Consider the following 19,681-nt stretch of genomic DNA (forward strand, 5'->3'; position numbering starts at 1 on the left):
TACAAATCACAAGCCGGCAAGTACAGCACCTGGACTGCCGGGGAACAACCCGCCTTGCGCTACTTTACGAAGCGCGACAGGCGTACCGACAGAGAATAAAGATCGTCTACACTGCTAATGTTCAGGTCCACACACAGGAGGAACAATGACGGAACACGAATTCAGAACGTTGTTAGCCGAACAGGGTTTTGATGAGCCGGTATTGGTTGAGCGCGCACCCGCCACTCAGCTCGATAATCATGTCCATCCCTTTGAGGCGCTGGCCCTGATTCTCAGTGGTGATATCACCATCAGCACCGAACAGAGTGATACCACCTATCATCCCGGCGACACCTTCCATCTTCAGCCGAATGAACTGCATCGTGAGGCGTTTGGCCCGCAGGGTGTGCGTTATCTGGCGGGACGGAAATACGATTAAAACCGCACACCGGAATGCTATGACCTCTTTTGACGATCTTTTTACCCGCCTGGCGCAGTCACCGTTTCGCCAGCGCTTCCGGCTCGGGCGCGCAGAATATGACTACGTTCGCAGCAGAGACGAGGCGACGCTTCGCCAGCATGCGGCAGATTTTATCGCCCGGCGGCTGGCGCCGGCCCGACCCGCTAACGACGGTAAGCAGACGCCGATGCGCGGCCATCCGGTGTTTATCGCCCAGCATGCGACCGCCACCTGTTGCCGTGGCTGTCTCAGTAAATGGCACCACATTGCACCGGACCAGCCGCTGAGTGCGGAGCAGCAGACGTATGTGGTGACGGTGTTACTGCAGTGGATTGCTGCTCAGATGCAGCAGCCGGCACCGGCTGCCCGACCGCAAAAAGCGCAGCCAGGACCGGATGACGATCCGCAACTGGCGTTATGGTGAGGGGGTGAATATCGGGCGAATCGTGCTTTTTATGGCGTAAACTGGCCCTTTTTCATTCCTGGTTTATTCTTAAATCTTTACGGGCAGCGCTATGCCAGGATTAAAACCTGACACGGCAACTATTCAATACAGAGGGAATTATGAAGAAAACAATTATTGCACTGTCTGCTATTTTACTGGCTTCGCCACTCTTTGCCGCGACCACCACAGACAACACCGTTGCGGAAGCGCACAAAGGTGCGGATACTGCTAAAGAAAAACTGCATCAGACGCAGCATCAGGGCGAAGAGATGAAACTCAAGTCCGAGCATGCGGCTGAGGGCAAAAGTGATGCCACCAGCAGCAAAGTGACCGAAGGCGCGCAGAAAGGCTGGAATAAGACCAAAGAAGGCACCGAGAAAGGCTGGGACAAAACCAAACAGGGTGCTGAAGACCTGAAAAACAAAGCGACTAACTAAGTCGGCTGGTTTGCAGGAAAAGGAAACCCACCCTAAGGTAATGCCTGCCGGTTAAGGTTAAATTTGCAAAGGCTGTCACGGTCAAACGTGGCAGCTTTTTTGTTTGGCAGGCGTGCCGGAGTGCGGGCCTGAAGCTTCAGAGCAGGCTGAGGCCGCTCAGGGGCAGGCCATCCGCAGCGCTGAACAGAATGAGTCTGCCAGGAGAGCCCGCAGGACGCGGGCGAAAGGCGGGGCGGCACAGGATGTGCTATCCCCGGCGGTCCGTCAGGCAGGCGAATGAAGTGAAGGCACCGCGCAGCGGCGCGAGGACCGCCAGCCCCTGAGCGGCACCAGACTGCGTTATCACCGGTCGCTTAACTGACCAGCATTACCCACCTTAAGGTGGGTGTTTTTTATTTCTTACTCGCGCTGGCGTTTTTTTCCGCTTCGGCGGCGGCCAGTGCCGAGACTTTGATCTCCGCTTCGGCGGCGGCATCGGCTGCTGCTGCGGCGGCTTCAGCAGCGGCTTCGGCGGCGGTATCGGACTGCTTCTTGCCTTCCTCGATCACCTCTTCATCAATCTCTTCGATATTTTCGCGGTTATCGCGGCCCGACAGCAGATTCCAGCAGGCGATAAACAGTGCGGCGATCACCGGACCGATCACAAAGCCATTAATGCCGTAGATTTCCATGCCGCCCAGCGTGGCGATCAGGATCAGGTAGTCCGGCATTTTGGTATCTTTACCCACCAGCAGCGGACGCAGGATGTTATCCACCAGCCCAACAATCACCACAAAGAAGCCGACCAGGAACAGACCTTTCCACAGCGCGCCGGTGGCAAAGAAGAAGATCGCCGCCGGTACCCAGATGATGGCGGAACCCACCGCCGGGATCAGTGACAGGAACGCCATTAGCGCGCCCCACAGCAGGCTGCCGTCAATACCGGTAAACCAGAACGCCAGGCCACCGAGTATCCCCTGAACGATACCGACCACCACTGTTCCTTTCACCGTGGCGCGCGCGACCGCAGCGAATTTCACCATCAGGTGATGCTTAACGTAGGTCGACAGCGGTAATGCTTCCAGAATCAGATGCACCAGGTAGGAACCATCTTTCAGCAGGAAAAACAGCAGGTAAAGCATCACGCCAAAGCCGACGGTAAAGCTGAAGGTGCCTTTCCCGATGATGAAAGCGCTACCCGCTACGTACTGGCCGCCTTTGAGCGCAAACGATGAGAGCCTCTCCTGGATCTGCGCGGCGTTATCCAGATTATTTTCAGCCAGGTAATGCTTCGCCCAGCGCGGCAAATGCTGCAACAGGTCGGCAAACACCACCGGGAACTGCGCCGAGTTAGTCTGGAGTTTGTGATAGACCGCATTGGTTTCAACCACCAGCGACGAGGCGATAATCGCCAGTGGCGTGAAAACAATCAGACAGATACAGAGCAGGGTCAGCAAGGCGGCCAGCCCGTTGCGTTCGCCCAGCCGGGTGCGCAGGTAGGTTTTTAGCGGATGGAAAATGACCGCCAGAATCGCCGCCCAGAGAATCGGCGAGAAATAGGGTGAAAGCACCTCAAAAAAGGCGAGAGTCGCAATCGCCAGAATCAGAATGAAAAATCCGATATTCAATCCTTTAAAACGCATGGAAAAACCTCATGGTAAACGTCCCCTGATAAACCTGAATGCCGCTGGTTCTGCGTGTAGCCTCGTTCACACGAGGGCTGCCGGGCGGATTTTGCGTCAGGTTTTTACTCTGTTACGGATGCCAGCGACAGCACTATTCTGGCTAATAAATTGAAAAATAAGGTGGAAATAATAAACGGAGCGATCCCGCTCGCAACCTGACTTTCCTGGCGAAAGCGCTTCGCTTTATTCCGACGCGCTAAATCCTACCTTAGCGTAGCGGTTTCGCCCATTATTGGTAGCAAACAGATTCACGATCGCAGGTTGCGCTGCCGATATACCTCCAGGCGCGATGAAAAGAGGGCGGTCAATATATGAACAGAGTAGTGATGTCAGGCATGCTGGTGATGCTGTTAAGCGGCTGCGCCACCAAACAGTATCCGCAGGCAGCAGCGGTAACGCCGGAAGAGAAGGCGATGCTGGATTGCAAAATGCTGGGTCAGGAGATCGTGAAAGCTCAGGGGATGCAGGGCGAGATTGATCACACCGGCCGTTTCGATGCGCTGACCGTGTTGGGGTTCGTCGGGGATTTCGGGCTCGGTAATGGCATCGCCAGGCTCAGCGCCAGCCATAAGGCGGATACGCGACTGCAACAGTTGCAGTCGCTAAAAGCCGCAAAGTGCAGCCAGCGTCTGGCGTAGCTGGCTGACGCCGGTCAGACTCGCGTACGCTGGCTGACGTGCTGCATCCTGACATTTTCCGCCGCACGTTTACCGGCGAGGAAGGCGTGGTCAGAATTGTAATATTCCCACTCGCTGTAACGGCCGGAAAGATGCACATCCTGGGTCAGCAGCCACTGCCGGATCAGTGCCACGTTGCGGCTGCGCGCATGGTCATACACGACATAGGCGTAGGGCATATCAACCTGCGACGCGCAGAGCAGCGGATCGTCAGCGCGGATCATCCCGACCCGGATGCAGTCCTGACGGCAGCGCTCAATCAGCGCCTCGCCCTCCACCGGCAGCGGGTTGGCGGCATTGTAGGTGATCTCGCAGGTTAAGCCGAAACCGCCTGGCGGGTTGCAGTGCGGACTGGCATTGCCCTGGACGAAAATGCGATGAAACAGCGTATCGCCGGGATAATAGATCCAGTGTTTTTCGGTCAGGTCAGCGCGGCCAATCCCCAGATTGACGCAGCGTACCGAAACAAACTGCAGCTGCTGTGCTGCCTGCTGCACATTTTCCGGCACCTCATCGCCCATCAGTTTAATCAGTTCCGGCAGCGGCATCGTGCTAATCAGCTGCTGATAACGGTAGTAGCGTCCGTCGGCCAGCAGGGCAACGTGCGCCTGCGGATGAAGACGAATTAAGCGTGCTCCGGTCTCAAGCTGGCATTTGAGATGCGGCAGAAACCCGGACATCAGTGCCTGAAAGCCGCCACGCAGCGGATAGCCAAAGCGGGCATTGGGACCAACCGGTTTCGCCAGCGGCTGCAGCGCACCATCAATAATCTGTGCCAGATCCGGCAGCGGCACCCGGCCGCCGAGCCAGGAGGTTTCCATCTCTGTCAGCGGCACTTTCCACAGCTTCTGGTTATAGGGCAGGGCGAAGTGACGTGCGATACCTTTGCCCCAGGTGCGCAGGATGAAGTGCTGGAAATCCTCCTCGTCCTGCACCTCGCCAACGCTGTTGCCCTCATCAGGCAGCGCACCGTCGGCGCAGCAGTCACGCCGCTGACGCGCCCGCTCCAGCGGCACGGCGACGGGCGCGCTTTCGCCGTAACGGGCTTCGATTGCCCCCAGCACGCACTCCTTCACCACTTCAATCGGCAGGCCATGCAGTGCTGACTGGAACGGATAGCGGGTAAAAACGCCGTCGGTATAGACCCAGGCTTCACGCGCCTGCCAGTGCAGGTTGTCGCCCAGCAGCATCTCATACAGTTGCAGCACATACGGGTCCTGCGAAAACATAATGTGACCGGCGTAATCGAAGGTGAATCCCTGATCCTCAACCGATCGGCACCAGCCGCCGGGCGTGGCATTTTTTTCCAGCAGCACCGCGCCTTCGCCATAGTGATAACCGGCGCTCAGACCGGTCGGACCGGCCCCGATAATCAGGCACGCTACCGCCTCGCTCTCCAGCATCGCCGGGGTTAATGCGCTGACGTTGGTCTGCGGCTCTGCCAGCGGTGTGGCGGCTGTGGTGAGTGGCTGGTTACGGGTTAACGCCTGCTGGATCAGCTGGTGTACCTGCTCTGCCGTGCGGTCCCACGAGGTGGCATCGACTTTTGCCTGCATTTTGCCCGCCAGCGTCAGCCGGTCAGCAGCACTGAGCGCGATGGCCCGTTCACAGGCAGCGATGAACTGCTGATGATCACCGGCGACCGCCACCTCATCGGCATAATGGCGGGCGACATCGGTGATGGCGGTACTGACAATCGGCAGCTGTGCGGCCATGTACTCCAGCACTTTGGTCGGTGAAATGTAGCGGGTCGAAGCGTTGAGGGCGAAGGGCATCAGACAGACATCCCAGCCGGCGAGAAACTGTGGCAGCGCCTGATAGGGCTGCTGGCCGAGCCAGTGAATATTGTCGCGCTGCGGCAGGCTGGCCGGATCGATTTTCACCACCGGGCCGACCATAATTATTTGCCAGTCGGGATGAGTGTCAGCCAGCGCGGCGATCAATGGCAGATCGATGCGCTCATCCAGCACGCCGTAATAACCCAGGCGCTGAGCAGGAATCGCATCCTGTAACGGGTGACGGTTGCTGCGATCGCGCGCCTGTTCAAAATGGACCGCATCCACACTGCTCGGGAAGCAGTAAACCTGTGGATGTTTGTCGCGCTTGGCTTCATACAGGCTGGACCCCCCGGTAAACACCAGATCGGCGCGGGTCATCAACGCGGATTCACGCTGCTGCAGCTGGCGCGGCGCATTGTGAAAGGCGGAAAGCTCATCCATGCAGTCATAAATCACCAGCGCCGGATTAAACGGCGTCAGCAACGGCAGCGCCATCGGGGTGTAAAACCAGACCAGTGGCTGTTCATCTTCCTCCATCAGTGGCGCCAGCAGCAGTTGCAGCGGCGCAATCTGGCTGTCGTGAAAGCCCGCAGCCTGAATATCCGTATGCGGCTGGATCACCGTAATATTGGCGGCCGGCTGGCTCTGATGCAGCCCTGGCGGCCCGGCTTGCCAGACCGGCTCCTCGACAAACAGCACCCGATAGTGCTGCGCCAGACGTGTCAGCAACTGTTGCGGGCGCTGAAAAACAAATCCCCAACGTAAATGACTGAAAACAATGAGTACTGGTGGGTTCATAGTGGGCTCCTGACGATGCCGTTGTGATTGCTGGATGTGTTGCAGGGTTTGCTGCGCCTGGTGTAATGCGTGGGCATAAGGTTGCTGTAACTGACGGGCGTAAGGATCGGGGCCGAGCCGATCGAGATCCCATAAGCCGCTGCGGGTCCAGAAGACGGGCTCCTCCCACAGCGGGCGATCGAGGATCGGATAGAGACAGATGCCGAGCAGGTCGATACCCGCCAGCTGCGCCTGCGCCACTTCGGCGGCGACCTGGCTGATCCAGGCACCGCGTCCGCTGCCGACGTGGCTGGTTTCAGCCAGCAGCAGCGGGCGCTGATAGCGCTGATAAACCTGCTGCAACAGCTGATGCAGCGGCACACGACGGGGATCGCCCAGATGCCAGCAGAGGCGCTGATTCGAGCCTTGTTCCCACTGGTTGTCGTGGTAGTAATTCACGCCGATCAGGTCGAGATAGCGCGCAGCCCCGCCGAGTTCGGGATGCAGCCTGCCGCTCAGCATGTCCCACGCCTGATACTGGGTTTCGCGCATCTGCGCGGCGGTCTCAACGCTGTCGGGATCGGCAGGATCGGCAACGATGTGGATCAGCGGATCGCAATGCAACAGGCGCGCCCGCGGATCGACCTGCCAGATGGCTTCGCAGGCCGCCAGCGTGGCGCGCACCAGCTGCCGTTTGGCTGCATCGGCCCGATCCGCTTCCGCACAGTCGCCAGCGGTAAATAGGCCAACCGCAATGCCCCAGCTGAGAAAAGAGATTTCATTCATCGGCGAATAGACCGGCGCGGTGCGATACCAGGGGGCCAGAAATTGTGCCAGCGCACCGCAGAAGGCGGCGAAACGGCTGACAAAGTCGCGATCAAACAGGCTGACGCCGTCGGGCCAGCCGTAGTGGCAGAAGGTCCAGCTGATCTGGATACCCTGTTGCTGCGCCGCCTGCATCCGGGCAGCCACGTCTGAAAAGTCATAGCGGCCATTCCGTTCGCACAAACGCCAGCCCGCACTTTCGCGTACGGTTCGGATAGCAAAGGGCGTCAGCGCGGCGTAGTCCTCTGCCGCACGCGCCTGGTGTTGATTGAGCGCATTCATCGACAGCGCAACACCGGCGGGATTAACGTGATCGGCACCTTCATAGCCGGCCTGCCAGAAACTGGTAAAGGGGGTCATGGCATCTCCCGTAAAACAGCAACAGTTTGCCCGCTGACAGGCCGTCCGCAGACGGGTCAGGTTGGGGTACAGGTATGCAAAGCAGACTGGCCGATGATGCCACTCTGAACGGGCGGGCAATCCTTGCCAAAAGCAACCGGCACTGAGCCGCAGGCGCAGAGTCCTGTCGCATTGACGACGAGTGAGAGATAGCGGGTGGAAACACGCAGCGCTATCGGCAGGAGAAAAAGTTCTGGCTTCTCGTAGAGTTACTGAACATTGTGGAAGCCTTACTGGAAAGTATAGGTAAGGTGCGACTCTTCGCAATATATTGAAGTAAAAAGAAAAAGCACAGCGGCAGAATATAGCCGTTATAAATCAGGAAAATTTAAGCATAATCGTTTCGCGCCCGGTTAAAAGCGAAACGTAACCAGAACCGCTGACTTTTCAGCTTTGTGAACCTTTTCCATGAGATGCAAACAGGGCAGACTCCGAAACCTGCGGGTTGCTGCTTCGCTTGCCTTTTCATCCTGCGCCAGCAAGATTAATTAATCACTGGCCTCGATCAGCAGGCAGTTAATTGACCGGCCACCGTGCCGCGGCTCTTTTTTACTGACAGGACGTTTCACAGGATATGTTCTCTTTCGACTGGCACCGCTTTTTACTCAACGACCAACCGGCCACTTTTCTGTTTGAGGTGGTGGCACGGGTGATGATCGCCTATCTGGTGGTCTTCACCTTTTTGAAAGTCTCAGGCCGGCGCGGTGTGCGTCAGCTGTCGCTGTTTGAACTGGTGGTGATTCTGACGCTGGGCTCCGCTTCGGGCGATGTGACCTTCTATGATGACGTACCGGTCCTGCCGGTGATCATGGTGTTTGTGGTGTTGCTGACGCTCTACCGGCTGACCACTATGCTGACAGCGCGCAGCCCGCGCTTTTCGCGCCTGATCCAGGGAGATGTGATTACGCTGATCAAACAGGGTTTATACGTGCTGGAGAGCCTCGATCATCTGAACATTTCGGAGGATGAGTTCTATATGGAGCTGCGACAGAGTGGGGTAGAGCATCTGGGGCAGATCCGGCTGGCGCTGGTGGAGGTGGATGGTCAGCTGAGTATTTACTTCTATGACGATGATGAGATGCGCGCCGGTTTAAGTGTGTTACCGCCCGAACACCGTCAGGATTTCGACACCGTGCCGCACAGCGGGCTTTACGCCTGTACCCACTGCGGCCAGACGCAACAGATTGCGGCTCAGCAGCAGGCCGTCTGTCCGCGTTGCCAGCGTCAGCGCTGGTCCGCAGCGCTGAAAACCCGCCGCCTGCACTGACGACGGGCATTACGTCAGAGCTGGCTAGCTACTGTTTTGTTGGGTTGTGCGACGTGATCGCGATTGTACGCGCTGCACAATTTTCTGAAATTCCGGGCATTGAAGGTGATCGCTGGCGGGACAATTTGCGACATGTCGCAAACCATCACGAACCTTTTTTAACTGACGAATCGTGTTATCGATCTCATTTGCTTTGCCCATCAGCAAGGAACGATCCAGCGAAAGTTTTCCCTGTGCATTAAACAGGCTGACAATCTCATCCAGAGTAAAACCGGCGCTGCGGCCTAAAGTGATCAGCGCCAGTTTTTCAAGCACGCTGGCGCAATATTGCCGACGTAATCCCTTGCGACCTATCGATTTTATCAGTCCCTTTTTTCATAAAAACGCAGTGCTGAGGGCGCAAGCCCGCTGCGATCGGCGATTTCAGCAATATCGAGTTCTTTCATCATTGACTTAAACCTGACTTCACGTTGCATCCTCTGAATCAGCTTAACATCTGATGATGACCACAGGAGAATTCACGTGACTAAGATATTGCTTACTGGCCTGCTTGCAACCCTTATTATGGATGGATGGAGCCTGGCCCGGCGCTACCTGTTAGCATCGCCTTCCCTTAACTACGCGCTGGTTGGACGCTGGATAGTGTGGATGAGTAAAGGACGTTACTTTCACCACACCATTTACGATACGCCAGCAGTCAAAGGCGAAACCGTTACAGGATGGGCCGTCCACTACCTTACAGGAATGGCTTTTGCCTTTATTCCGCTGCTATTACAAGGTCGGCAATGGTCGGAACACCCCGATCTGTTGAGTGCATTAATGAGCGGTCTCCTTAGCCTGGTGGCACCCTTTTTCATTATGCAGCCCGCTCTGGGGTGGGGCATCGCCGCATCTAAGACGCCCGCGCCAGGCAAAGCCCGGCTGAACAGTGCTATGACACATCTGATTTACGGGCTGGGACTCTATTTATCTGCTGTCGCGCTACAGGCGCTGGCCTGAGTCGCGGCGAAACAGGCGCTGAGCGAACGAATTTGCTGGCCTTCGGGGGTGAAGTTGTCGGCGGCCAGCCAGTCGCTCAGGGCATGCTGGATGTCAGACCATTCACTGTCAATGACCGAGAGCCAGTCGGTATCCCGGTTGCGGTGTTTACGCGTCATGGCCTGACGAAAGCGGCCCTCAAAGCGAAAACCCAGCCGTTCGGCCGCCCGTCGCGAGGCGAGGTTGGTTGAGTCACAGCGCCAGGCGACCCGACGATAGCCGAGCGAAAAGGCCTGTTGCAGCAGCAAAAAAATCGCTTCACTGCCCAGTGCGCTGCGCTGCATCAGGGGCGACCAGGTAACGTGTCCGATTTCTATCGCACCGTTTCCGGTTTCAATACTGGCAAAGCAGACCACGCCCAGCGGCTGTTGCTGGCGGTTGCAGACCGCATAGGGCACCAGACCGGTATCGGCTACCTTTTCTGCAATCCATTGCTGCATCTGCGCCAGCGAAGCCGGACGCTCAGCGCCCAGCCAGGTCCAGTCCCGATCGTCCGGGGCCAGCATAAAAGCCTGCAACAGGCATTCCGCATGGTCAGAACTTAGTGGAAGCAGGCTGCCATGCTGGCCCGGCAGCGGCTGGCGAGGCGGGATGATGACCGGCTGCCAGTCGGGCAGCGCGTTACCGACCGGCTGATTATCGTGATAGGGGTTCAACGGCGTTCTCCTGCGGCAAAAGGGCTTCAGAAACGGGGCTGCTGAACCGAACCTGATTCGATACGGATGGGTTCTGCAATTTATTAACGGCAGTTAAACCGGTAGCGGCTTGTTCCCGCTTACCACATAACTTTGCCTGCCACTGACAGAAAATCAAACAGATTCGCGCAGCATAGCGACCATTGTCACCCAGAGGAGTCACCGATGAAAACCAGGCTGGCCAGCGCGTTGCTGTTTTTATTGTTATCGTTCGGCGCTTTTTCACAGCAGGTAATCAGTGAAAGTCATCTCCATTCACGCAGCGCAAGGTTACTGGAGCAGGGAAATCTGACGGATACCGCCGATACGCCGGATGAACATCTGCAGGAGCCACGGTCGTCGCGCGTCAGCCTGCAGCGCAAGCCGTGGCTGTTATAGTCGCCCGGTGCTGCCGGCTGAAAAGGGAGCCGGTGACACCGGGCAGATGGGTTACAGCGTGGCCTGAGTGGCGGTCATGCCAGGTACCAGAATCACTTTGCGGCAATCTTCCTGGCGCTTCTCAAAGATTTCATAGCCGCGCGCCGCATCTTCCAGCGGCAGGTGATGAGTAACAATCTCTTCCGGTTTCAGGTGACCCTGTTCGATCAGTTTAAGCAGGTCCGGCAGGTAGGCGTGAACGTGGGTCTGGCCCATCTTAAAGGTCAGCCCTTTATCAAACGCATCGCCGAACAGGAAGCCGTGGATAAATCCGGCGTAGACGCCCGGCACGCTGACGATGCCGCCACGCCGCACCGCGGCAATACACTGACGCAGCGCCTTGCCGCTGCTGCCTTCCAGCTTGAGGTTACTGAGCACAGTTTCCGTCAGGCTGCCTTTGGCTTCGAATCCCACCGCATCGATCACCGCATCCACCCCTCGATGACCTGCGCTGTGTTCGATAATCCAGCCCGCCGGGTCGTTGATCTGATCAAAGTTGATCGGAATCACGCCGTAGCGATCGCGGGCAAAGTTCAGGCGATACTCGTTATGATCGATCATGTAAATCTGTTCCGCGCCCTCCAGGCGGGCACAGGCGGCGCTGAGTAAACCCACCGGTCCGGCACCAAAAATGGCGACGCTGGAGCCCGGTTTCACTTCAGCATTTTTCACCGCCTGCCAGGCGGTTGGCAGGATATCGGAGAGGAACAGCACTTTCTCATCGGATAACAGCGACGGCACTTTGAACGGGCCGGTATTGGCTTTCGGCACCCGGACATATTCCGCCTGTCCGCCCGGCACGCCGCCATAGAGTTTGCTGTAGCCAAACAGCGCGGCGGGCGGCGTTATGTTTTTACGATTAAGGATGGCACCGCGACCGCTGTTGGTGGTTTCACAGGCGGCATACTGATGCAGATGGCAGAAGAAACAGTCGCCACAGGCGATAACAAACGGAATGACCACCCGATCGCCTTTGGCGACGGCCGTAACGGCGCTGCCGGCTTCCACCACTTCACCCATAAATTCATGACCGAAGATATCGCCATGACCGGTACCGGGGATCTTGCCACGGTAGAGGTGCAGGTCTGAGCCGCAAATCGCGGTGGCGGTGACGCGCAAAATGATGTCATCGTCAGCTTCCAGACCCGGATCGGGGACGTTATCAACGCTGACTTTATGCGGACCGTGATAGGTTAATGCTTTCATCTGTTCAACTCCTGCTGATGAGTGTATGCGGCATGAAAAAGACTTGCCGCGACAAAGCGGGGGCAGACTCAGGGAACCTGAAATCGAAACCTGCCTGAAGTGTAGCCAGCATCCGGACAGTAAGCAGAGCGGTGGGGCCGGCGGGCGGCGTTTAACCGTTTGTCAGGTCAGGGCACGCCTGCCGCCAGCAGGAAAACCACACTCAGTCAGGCAGGGTGCTGAAGGCGCGCCGGTAAGCGGTATCGATTTGTGGCGGAACCTGTTCGATGTAGCGACGCGCATGCTTACGCGTTTCACCTTCCAGCCGCTGCAGATAATCCAGCGCCTCATCCAGGGTGGGAATGCGACCTTCTGTTCCGTCGATGCAGGCGGGCAAGGCGGTCCAGATCAGCCCTTCAATCCCTCTGGCACGCGCCCATTCCGCCAGCGGTCCCACTGCCGTCTCCGTCACCGTCAGTATACCCAGCCCATCGTTGCGGCTCTCCGGAATGCCTTCCCGTTCACGCAGCGCACGGCAGGCGGTCTCCAGTGAGGCGGTATTCAGCCAGGCCCACAGCACCGGTACCGGTGTGGCATTAAGGCTGATGGCCGTCGCCAGTTCACCACCTTCGCTGATGCGAACAAACTCAATCGGCACCGGTGGACCATCGCAATGCCAGGGACTGGCAACCGGCAGCGCCCCTGATTTCCAGATCAGCGATCCCCATCCAAGGCAGGCAATTTTCATTCTCTTCTCCTGTGTCATGGTGTCAGCGCAACGCCTGAAGCATAGCTAAAGCGTAGCTTGCCTGACGTGTTCATCGCGCCGATGACCTGACGTTAGCGCGGCGAATCAGGCTGAAAAATGGCATCATCGGCTACTGTCGCCGCGCACAATCTGACGATTTTTTCAGCGATGTATGCGCAGTAAGCTCCATAACTTGAACTTTTATCGTCAGGTAGTGTAAAAAGAGGCGCACGCAATCGATTACCTTTGCGCCAGCGGATCGGGGTAACACCTGCCGATGCGGCTGACGCAGTGATGTCTGGCCCGGAGCGGACGCCGCAACACTTTCCGTTCTGGCTGTCAGATAACCGGCGGCTTTTAACAGGGAATAGCAGATGAAAACCACGCAAACGAGCACGCTGGGCGCGCTTGAACGTGACGCTGATAGGGCATGGCGTAAAACCGATACGATGTGGATGCTGGGCTTATACGGCACCGCGATTGGCGCCGGCGTGCTGTTTCTGCCGATCAATGCTGGCGTCGGGGGGCTGATTCCGCTGATCATTATGGCGATTCTCGCCTTTCCGCTGACCTTTTTTGCCCACCGCGCCCTGACGCGCTTTGTGCTTTCCGGTAAAAATCCGGCTGGTGACATCACCGACGTGGTGGAAGAGCACTTTGGCACTGGCGCCGGTAAGCTGATTACGCTGCTCTATTTCTTCGCCATCTACCCGATTCTGCTGATGTACAGCGTGGCGATTACCAACACGGTGGAGAGTCTGATGGTCAATCAGCTCGGGCTGGTGCCACCGCCACGCGTACTGTTGTCGCTGCTGCTGATTGTTGGCCTGATGACCATTGTGCGTTTCGGTGAGCAGATGATCGTCAAAGCGATGAGCGTGCTGGTCTATCCGTTTGTCGCGGTCCTGATGCTGATGGCCTGCTATCTGATCCCGCACTGGCACGGGGCCGCGCTAACGACGCTGAGCAGCGCAACGCCCAGCGGCAACGGTTTATGGATGACGCTGTGGCTGGCGATTCCGGTGATGGTGTTCTCTTTTAACCACTCGCCGATCATCTCGTCGTTTGCGCTGGCGAAACGTGAAGAGTATGGCGAGGCGGCAGAGAAGAAGTGTTCACGTATTCTGGCCTGCGCCCACCTGCTGATGGTGGTAACGGTGATGTTTTTTGTCTTCAGCTGTGTGCTGAGCCTGTCGCCCGCCGATCTGCACGCGGCGAAGGCGCAAAACATCACGATTCTCTCCTATCTGGCGAACCATTTTCAGGTGCCGGTCATCGCCTGGCTGGGGCCGATCATTGCGATTGTGGCGATCACCAAATCGTTTCTCGGCCACTATCTTGGCGCGCGGGAAGGCTTTAACGGCATGGTGAATAAAGCGCTGCGCAGCCGCGGTAAACAGATGGCGCCTGCCCGGCTGAACCGCCTGACCTCCATGTTTATGCTGCTGACCACCTGGCTGGTGGCCACGCTTGATCCCAATATTCTTGGGATGATTGAGACGCTCGGCGGCCCGGTGATTGCGATAATCCTGTTCCTGATGCCGATGTACGCGATTCAGAAAGTCCCGGCGATGCGTCAGTACAGTGGCAACATCAGTAACCTGTTTGTGGTGCTGACCGGGCTGATTGCCATCTCTGCCATCTTCTACTCACTGGCGCACTGATCTGCACCCGTATGGCGTCAGTTATCGATATGCTGCTTCCATACGACTGATATGGGCCAGCAGTTCGTCCGCCTGCTGTTCGGCAAAAACCGCAATGCCATGCTGACGTAACAGGGCGGCGGCGACGCCCGCGCCGCGCCGACGTTGACCGCTAAAGCGACCATCATAAATGCTCTGACTGCCGCAGGTCGGGCTGCCATCGCTGAGCAGGGCGTAGCGGCATCCGGCCTGCTGTGCAGTTTCGAGTGCCAGCCTCGCGGCGAGCAGATAAATCCGGGTCACATCACGCCCGTCAGACTCCACCACACGGGCTCGTCCCGCCAGCACATCGGCACCGTTGCCGCCGACAATCTCCGCCGGCAGGCGTGGGGTCGGCAAACCGGCGGCCAGTTCAGGACAGTGAACTACCAGCCGCTGTTCACGCTGCCACTGTGCCAGCGCGGACAGCACCTGTTTTTTGTCACTGCCGTTGTAGCGCACCCGAAACCCCATCAGACAAGCGCTAATCAATATCTTCGCGCGACGATCCTGCATGTTCATTGGCCTCCCGACTGACGCATCTATTCAGCAATGGTTTACTTTTGTTACTTATTAGCATGTTAGAGTTAACGCGAATAATGATTATTCCTTAACCAGGTATCGAAAAATGAAAACCAGGCTGCTCGCCGCCACCACCTTGTTGCTGTCAGCCGCCTGTGCGGCCACCACCTATCCGGTTACGGTAACCGATCTGGATGGGCAAACCATCACGCTGCAAAAAGAGCCGCAGCATGTGATTTTGCAGGATGGTCGCGACATTCTGGCGCTGGCGTTACTCGACCGGCAAAATCCGTTTAAGCGGGTGGTAGCGTGGAATAATCTGCCGAAGAAACAGGATACCCAGACCTGGGAGCTGCTGAAGCAGCGCTGGCCAGAAGCGACCTCAATCGTTGATATGGGCTTTAATGACCAGGGGCAGGTCGATCTGGAGAGCGTGCTGGCGAAGCAGCCCGATCTGATGATTGCTCAGTTGCGTGCCAAACCGGCACTGACCCAGTCGGGTGTGCTGGCAACCTTAAAAAACCTGCATATTCCGGTGCTGTTTCTCGACGATGAGCTGAAGCCAAAGCAGAATACGGTGCCGGGTATCACTCTGCTCGGTAAAGTGCTGAACCGCGAAGCCGAGGCTAAAGCCTATACCGATTTTTATCAGCAGCGCTGGCAGCGGATTCAGCAGGGCGTGGCGCAGGTGCAGCACAAGCCGACAGTATTTATCGAGCCGATAGCCGGTAACAGCGATAACTGTTGCTTTACTCACGGCCATAACGGCTGGGGCGCGCTGGTGGAAGCGGTAGGGGGCAAAAATATCGGTTCTGCGCTGCTGCCAGGCAGTTCAGGCTTTGTCTCACTGGAAAAAATCATCGCCATGAAGCCGGATGTCTACATCATGACCGGCTCAAAACGGCCCAACAGCAACGTACTGCCGTTTGGTTATGGGGCGACTCAGTCTGAAATTACCGCGACTTTTAATCGCCTGCTGACCCGTACCGGCCTGGCGCAGATCGCCTCGGTGAAGCAACAGCGGGTCTACGGCCTCTATCACCATTTCTATAACCATCCGTATAACATCATCGGCATGGAAATTCTGGCAAAAGATCTCTATCCGCAGACCTTCAGCGATGTTGATCCGACCGCTGATTACCATTATCTGGTCAGCCACTTTACCCGGTTACCGGATTCGCCAGTTATCCTCAGTACGCCCTGATCCGGTGGGGTAGAGCGAGGACAGCGGCCAATGCCCTGGTTATTGCCGGGCCTGAAGCGGTCAGCGGCGATCGGGTTTAGCCGCTGGCCATCATCCTGTCACTGAAGCTGGCCGAAACGAGCAGGGATCTATCCCGGCTAAACGCCGAAAGATTCGGTCAGGCCAGTTTTATTCGATGCAGATAAACGGCCGATCAAGTCAGGTCAGCGGGCAGCCTGAATGATATGGGGATGTTTAACCCCTGAATATGTTGTGTTTATGACCTTCCCACAGGCGCAGCCTGTTCATTCCGGATGTGATGCTGGCCCGCCTTTCTTCACGAGATTGCTTTCTCAGCGTCACGCCGCAATGCGAATAACTTTCAGTGTCATATCCCGACAGAACATAACGACCCGTCGGTTTCGGCCTGCTCGTTACGGTGTTCGGGTTAATAAAGCATCTGTCAGAAAATGAAGCAAAACCGGGTTACTGTTAAGAAAGCGCTAAGTAAGCGTAATAGTGTGTAAGTTGCCGGTTTTTAAGAGTTTTACTGATGCTGGCTCGTCATATTATTGCCACTATGATGCTCAACGGTGCCTGAATAACCGTTTCTTCGGAGGCAGTACCATGAAAAAAACAACGTTAACACTTATCGCTTCACTTTTTGCATGCAGCACCCTGTTTTCTCACACCGCGCTGGCGGACGGCCCGGGCGACGATCATGGCCAGCGCTGGCAGCAGGGCGGTCAATCGCACGCGGACAATCATGGTCAGGGGCAAGGTCGGGGCAACGGTCACGACAACGGCAAAGGGCACAATCGGGCCGATAATGACCGGCATAATGATGGCCGGCGCGATGACCGCGATCATTTTGCCTGGAACGGTCATGATTTCCGTCGCGGTCATGCGATCCCAGCGGAATATCGCGGCGATCGCTATCGCGTCAACGACTGGCACGACCGTGGCTTACGTGAACCGCCACGTGGCGAACACTGGGCCTACATTGACGGCAACTATGTGCTGATTGCGGCGGCTACCGGTGTCATTACCTCGCTGATCCTGAGTAGCGCGCTGCACTAAGTCACCAAATTCAGCATCCGAACTCAACTCCCGACCACGGTGTGACGGATGGAAATCGCCATCCGTCACTCTTTCCGTTTTGCCGTGCCAGCAGCTATCCTGACAGTCCACTCAGAGAACCTTCCCGTGTAAGGAGTCATGATGACGACGGTTAAGATGGTTGCGGTAGATATGGACGGCACCTTTCTGGATGACCAGAAGCAGTACAATCGATCCCGCTTTCTCGCCTGCTATCAGCAGCTCACCGCCCGTGACATTAAATTTGTCGTAGCCAGTGGCAATCAGTATTACCAGCTCAAATCGTTCTTCCCGGAGATCGCCAGCGACATCGCCTTTGTGGCAGAGAACGGCGCGTGGATTATCGATCGTGATGAAGAGCTGTTCTGCGGCGCTTTCGCCCGCAGCGACGTTGAGGCGGTGATTGATACCCTGCAAAACGGCCACTATCCCGGCCTGCGTTATCTGCTGTGTGGGCGTAACAGCGCCTATTACTTCGATGGCATGGAGGAGAGCTGGCTGGTTAAGATGCGGCATTACTGCCACCGCCTCAGGCCGATTCATCAGCTGGATGAGACGGGCGACGATCGGCTGTTCAAATTCGCTCTGAATCTGTCGGATGACTACATCGAACCGCTGATGGCGGATATCGAACATCTGCATCAGGGCAAGGTGGCGGCGACGTCCAGCGGACACGGCTCCGTTGACCTGATTGTGCCGGGTCATCACAAAGCCAACGGCCTGAATCTGCTGGCGCAGCGCTGGGGGATCAGCCACGATCAGGTGCTGGCGTTTGGCGATGGCGGCAACGATCTGGAGATGCTGAAACAATCGGGCTTCAGCTTTGCCATGGCCAACGCGCCGGATCGGGTTAAACAGGCGGCCCGTTATCTTGCGCCTGCCAACAATCAGCAAGGGGTGTTACAGGTGATTGAGCAGATGCTGGCAGGCGAGGGGCCGTTCGCTTCTCCGGCGGGCTAACGCGCAGCCGGAGGCACCTGGCTGCGGCTGCGGAGCAGCTAATCCCTTTGCGTGGATCAGTCGGTGAGCGTCCACGCCTGGGCAAGCATGGCGTGCATCTGGTCGCGACGGTAATTCACCAGCGAATTTTTGCTGTTGGCGCGCGCCAGTACCCATTCGGCTTCCGCCGTGGTCAGGGTAGGGCCATCGCGCCAGAACGGCGTAATCGCCCGCTGTTGCAGCCACTGCTTCAGGAAGCGTGCCGGTGATTCGCTCGGCTCGCTGAACAGCTGTGGGTGAAGTTCATCCATTAAGGCACGCTGCTGCGGATCGCTGCTGTCGGCCAGCAGGTCGAGGAACGGAAACAGCAGGCGTCCGCAGACTTCACCGTGGTGAAACGGTTTGATCGCCCCCAGTTCACCGGCAATCCCGTGAATGACGCCCAGCCCGGCGCTGCTCAGACTGACGCCGCCCAGCCAGGAGGCCATCATCATCGACTCGCGCGCCCGATCGCCTTCGGCGTCATGCCGGTTGAGATCTGGCCAGGCCTGAACAAACTGGCGCAGGCCGGTCAGCGCCAGCTGGCGGGTAAACAGATTGCCTTTGCCTGAAAGCCAGGCTTCGAACAGGTGGGTAAAGGCATCAATGCCGCAGGTCGCCAGTACGTGATCGGGGGCGCCTTTCAGCAGATCGGGATCAAGAATCGCCACCTGTGGCACAAAGACCGGATGGCGCAGTGAGGCTTTGACCTGGATATCATGCTGGTCGGTGACGACCGCATTTTGCGTCACTTCGCTGCCGGTACCGGCGGTGGTCGGCACCGCAATCAGCGGCAGAGTGACTGGCTGCACTGGCGTATCGCCCACTTTCTCCAGATAGCGTGCGGTTGGCAGCGGATGCTGCATCATTGCACTGAAAGCTTTGGCGGCATCCAGCACGCTGCCGCCGCCAATCGCCACTACCCGATCAACATGCCCACGCCAGCGCGCGACCCAACCATCAATCTCCGCAGGCGAGGCTTCATGGCTGACAATTTCGTAGCCAATAATATGCTGATTAAGTTCTGCTTTCAGGCGGTCATAGGCCGGCCCGTGCAAAAACGATTGTCCACAAAACAGCAGGGTTGGCTGAGACTGCGCCGCCAGCAGCGGCACCAGTTTATCCAGACTGCCGCGTCCGAACAGGGTTCGTTGATTACTGTACAGCTCACTCAGATTCTCACTCACCAGCGCATCCTTTTACATTTTCGCTAAAATCTGAGTGTAACGAAAAGCGCGCCGCCCGCGCTGGCAAACTTTCTGATAACGCATCTGCAAAAAGTTGATCACCTTCGCAAAACAGAAATTCACTGGCTGCGGGGTGGTGCTTTCCGGCGCATGTTACCCTTAACATGTTATCGGTAACAGCGGTTGTCGGAATGTTAAAAGTTCTTGCAGGCGCACTGTTTTGTAGCCTCTGGGGATGAT

At 57.2% G+C, this 19,681-nt stretch carries 19 protein-coding genes; 11 read left to right on the forward strand and 8 right to left on the reverse strand.

The genetic code is table 11. The features are described 5' to 3' along the window. Positions 1-145 precede the first annotated feature (145 nt). The 3 genes from HA41_RS03410 to HA41_RS03420 all read left to right on the forward strand — a co-directional run bounded on the left by HA41_RS03410 (position 146) and on the right by HA41_RS03420 (position 1,321). On the forward strand, positions 146-418 hold the full coding sequence (locus HA41_RS03410; RefSeq protein WP_094119599.1) for a cupin domain-containing protein: 273 nt from the start codon (positions 146-148) through the stop codon (positions 416-418). A 19-nt stretch (positions 419-437) separates the two neighbouring features. Next, a complete protein-coding gene (locus tag HA41_RS03415) occupies positions 438-863 on the forward strand; it encodes a DUF4186 domain-containing protein (protein WP_094119600.1) in 426 nt (141 codons plus the stop codon). A gap of 140 nt (positions 864-1,003) precedes the next feature. Beyond that, positions 1,004-1,321: a hypothetical protein gene (locus tag HA41_RS03420; RefSeq protein ID WP_094119601.1), complete on the forward strand. Its 318-nt coding sequence runs from the start codon at positions 1,004-1,006 to the stop codon at positions 1,319-1,321. Positions 1,322-1,713: 392 nt separating this feature from the next. On the opposite strand, the gene HA41_RS03430 is transcribed toward HA41_RS03420, so the two are convergent. After that, positions 1,714-2,943 carry an AI-2E family transporter gene (locus HA41_RS03430; RefSeq protein WP_094119602.1) on the reverse strand — a complete coding sequence of 410 codons (1,230 nt, stop codon included), beginning with the start codon at positions 2,941-2,943 and terminating at the stop codon, positions 1,714-1,716. A 353-nt stretch (positions 2,944-3,296) separates the two neighbouring features. Between HA41_RS03430 and HA41_RS03435 the strand changes: the two genes are divergently transcribed. Then, positions 3,297-3,623: a hypothetical protein gene (locus HA41_RS03435; protein WP_094119603.1), complete on the forward strand. Its 327-nt coding sequence runs from the start codon at positions 3,297-3,299 to the stop codon at positions 3,621-3,623. A 14-nt stretch (positions 3,624-3,637) separates the two neighbouring features. On the opposite strand, the gene HA41_RS03440 is transcribed toward HA41_RS03435, so the two are convergent. Beyond that, entirely contained in the window at positions 3,638-7,402 is a 3,765-nt protein-coding gene (locus HA41_RS03440; protein WP_094119604.1) for an NAD(P)-binding protein, read from the reverse strand. 613 nt (positions 7,403-8,015) lie between these two features. On the opposite strand from HA41_RS03440, the gene HA41_RS03445 reads away from it, so the two are divergent. After that, positions 8,016-8,708, forward strand: coding sequence for a DUF421 domain-containing protein (locus HA41_RS03445; RefSeq protein WP_094119605.1), 693 nt, complete (start codon positions 8,016-8,018; stop codon positions 8,706-8,708). Positions 8,709-8,732: 24 nt separating this feature from the next. Here the strand turns inward: HA41_RS03445 and HA41_RS03450 are convergent, their stop codons facing one another. Next, a complete protein-coding gene (locus tag HA41_RS03450; protein WP_425270637.1) occupies positions 8,733-9,023 on the reverse strand; it encodes a MerR family DNA-binding protein in 291 nt (96 codons plus the stop codon). 249 nt (positions 9,024-9,272) lie between these two features. Between HA41_RS03450 and HA41_RS03455 the strand changes: the two genes are divergently transcribed. After that, positions 9,273-9,707, forward strand: a complete 435-nt coding sequence (locus HA41_RS03455) for a DUF2938 family protein (protein ID WP_143807246.1) — start codon at positions 9,273-9,275, stop codon at positions 9,705-9,707. Here the strand turns inward: HA41_RS03455 and HA41_RS03460 are convergent. After that, positions 9,671-10,402 carry a GNAT family N-acetyltransferase gene (locus tag HA41_RS03460; RefSeq protein WP_094119607.1) on the reverse strand — a complete coding sequence of 244 codons (732 nt, stop codon included), beginning with the start codon at positions 10,400-10,402 and terminating at the stop codon, positions 9,671-9,673. The genes HA41_RS03455 and HA41_RS03460 overlap by 37 nt on opposite strands. 204 nt (positions 10,403-10,606) lie before the next feature. Between HA41_RS03460 and HA41_RS03465 the strand changes: the two genes are divergently transcribed. Continuing rightward, on the forward strand, positions 10,607-10,819 hold the full coding sequence (locus tag HA41_RS03465; RefSeq protein ID WP_094119608.1) for a hypothetical protein: 213 nt from the start codon (positions 10,607-10,609) through the stop codon (positions 10,817-10,819). Positions 10,820-10,870: 51 nt separating this feature from the next. Here HA41_RS03465 and HA41_RS03470 read toward each other — a convergent pair whose 3' ends face one another. Together HA41_RS03470 and HA41_RS03475 are read right to left on the reverse strand one after the other, a co-directional pair. Then, positions 10,871-12,064: a zinc-dependent alcohol dehydrogenase gene (locus HA41_RS03470; RefSeq protein WP_094119609.1), complete on the reverse strand. Its 1,194-nt coding sequence runs from the start codon at positions 12,062-12,064 to the stop codon at positions 10,871-10,873. Between the two features lie 202 nt (positions 12,065-12,266). Beyond that, entirely contained in the window at positions 12,267-12,791 is a 525-nt protein-coding gene (locus HA41_RS03475; RefSeq protein ID WP_094119610.1) for a hypothetical protein, read from the reverse strand. Between the two features lie 374 nt (positions 12,792-13,165). Between HA41_RS03475 and HA41_RS03480 the strand changes: the two genes are divergently transcribed. Continuing rightward, positions 13,166-14,455: an HAAAP family serine/threonine permease gene (locus HA41_RS03480; protein ID WP_094119611.1), complete on the forward strand. Its 1,290-nt coding sequence runs from the start codon at positions 13,166-13,168 to the stop codon at positions 14,453-14,455. Between the two features lie 21 nt (positions 14,456-14,476). On the opposite strand, the gene HA41_RS03485 is transcribed toward HA41_RS03480, so the two are convergent. Next, positions 14,477-14,989, reverse strand: coding sequence for a 2-thiouracil desulfurase family protein (locus tag HA41_RS03485; protein ID WP_094119684.1), 513 nt, complete (start codon positions 14,987-14,989; stop codon positions 14,477-14,479). A gap of 112 nt (positions 14,990-15,101) precedes the next feature. Here HA41_RS03485 and HA41_RS03490 point away from each other — a divergent pair, with 112 nt between their 5' ends. The 3 genes from HA41_RS03490 (at position 15,102) to HA41_RS03500 (ending at position 18,236) form a co-directional block, all read left to right on the forward strand. Further along, positions 15,102-16,199 carry an ABC transporter substrate-binding protein gene (locus tag HA41_RS03490; RefSeq protein WP_094119612.1) on the forward strand — a complete coding sequence of 366 codons (1,098 nt, stop codon included), beginning with the start codon at positions 15,102-15,104 and terminating at the stop codon, positions 16,197-16,199. A 606-nt stretch (positions 16,200-16,805) separates the two neighbouring features. Continuing rightward, positions 16,806-17,258 (forward strand): RcnB family protein, encoded by a 453-nt coding sequence (locus tag HA41_RS03495; protein WP_094119613.1) that lies wholly within the window; start codon positions 16,806-16,808, stop codon positions 17,256-17,258. A 141-nt stretch (positions 17,259-17,399) separates the two neighbouring features. Further along, positions 17,400-18,236 (forward strand): Cof-type HAD-IIB family hydrolase, encoded by an 837-nt coding sequence (locus tag HA41_RS03500; protein WP_094119614.1) that lies wholly within the window; start codon positions 17,400-17,402, stop codon positions 18,234-18,236. 56 nt (positions 18,237-18,292) lie between these two features. Here HA41_RS03500 and HA41_RS03505 read toward each other — a convergent pair whose 3' ends face one another. After that, complete coding sequence (locus HA41_RS03505; RefSeq protein WP_094119615.1) at positions 18,293-19,441, reverse strand: iron-containing alcohol dehydrogenase; 1,149 nt, start codon at positions 19,439-19,441, stop codon at positions 18,293-18,295. Positions 19,442-19,681: the final 240 nt, after the last annotated feature.

It is taken from the genome of Pantoea conspicua (assembly GCF_002095315.1).
GTDB classification, from domain to species: domain Bacteria; phylum Pseudomonadota; class Gammaproteobacteria; order Enterobacterales; family Enterobacteriaceae; genus Pantoea; species Pantoea conspicua.

Coding starts and splice junctions, on each gene's coding strand:
- HA41_RS03495 (WP_094119613.1), top strand. CDS start 16,806: ATGAAAAAAACAACGTTAACACTTATCGCTTCACTTTTTGCATGCAGC.
- HA41_RS03500 (WP_094119614.1), top strand. CDS start 17,400: ATGACGACGGTTAAGATGGTTGCGGTAGATATGGACGGCACCTTTCTG.
- HA41_RS03470 (WP_094119609.1), bottom strand. CDS start 12,064: ATGAAAGCATTAACCTATCACGGTCCGCATAAAGTCAGCGTTGATAAC.
- HA41_RS03465 (WP_094119608.1), top strand. CDS start 10,607: ATGAAAACCAGGCTGGCCAGCGCGTTGCTGTTTTTATTGTTATCGTTC.
- HA41_RS03410 (WP_094119599.1), top strand. CDS start 146: ATGACGGAACACGAATTCAGAACGTTGTTAGCCGAACAGGGTTTTGAT.
- HA41_RS03475 (WP_094119610.1), bottom strand. CDS start 12,791: ATGAAAATTGCCTGCCTTGGATGGGGATCGCTGATCTGGAAATCAGGG.
- HA41_RS03435 (WP_094119603.1), top strand. CDS start 3,297: ATGAACAGAGTAGTGATGTCAGGCATGCTGGTGATGCTGTTAAGCGGC.
- HA41_RS03455 (WP_143807246.1), top strand. CDS start 9,273: ATGGATGGATGGAGCCTGGCCCGGCGCTACCTGTTAGCATCGCCTTCC.
- HA41_RS03490 (WP_094119612.1), top strand. CDS start 15,102: ATGAAAACCAGGCTGCTCGCCGCCACCACCTTGTTGCTGTCAGCCGCC.
- HA41_RS03485 (WP_094119684.1), bottom strand. CDS start 14,989: ATGCAGGATCGTCGCGCGAAGATATTGATTAGCGCTTGTCTGATGGGG.
- HA41_RS03415 (WP_094119600.1), top strand. CDS start 438: ATGACCTCTTTTGACGATCTTTTTACCCGCCTGGCGCAGTCACCGTTT.
- HA41_RS03430 (WP_094119602.1), bottom strand. CDS start 2,943: ATGCGTTTTAAAGGATTGAATATCGGATTTTTCATTCTGATTCTGGCG.
- HA41_RS03420 (WP_094119601.1), top strand. CDS start 1,004: ATGAAGAAAACAATTATTGCACTGTCTGCTATTTTACTGGCTTCGCCA.
- HA41_RS03480 (WP_094119611.1), top strand. CDS start 13,166: ATGAAAACCACGCAAACGAGCACGCTGGGCGCGCTTGAACGTGACGCT.
- HA41_RS03445 (WP_094119605.1), top strand. CDS start 8,016: ATGTTCTCTTTCGACTGGCACCGCTTTTTACTCAACGACCAACCGGCC.
- HA41_RS03440 (WP_094119604.1), bottom strand. CDS start 7,402: ATGACCCCCTTTACCAGTTTCTGGCAGGCCGGCTATGAAGGTGCCGAT.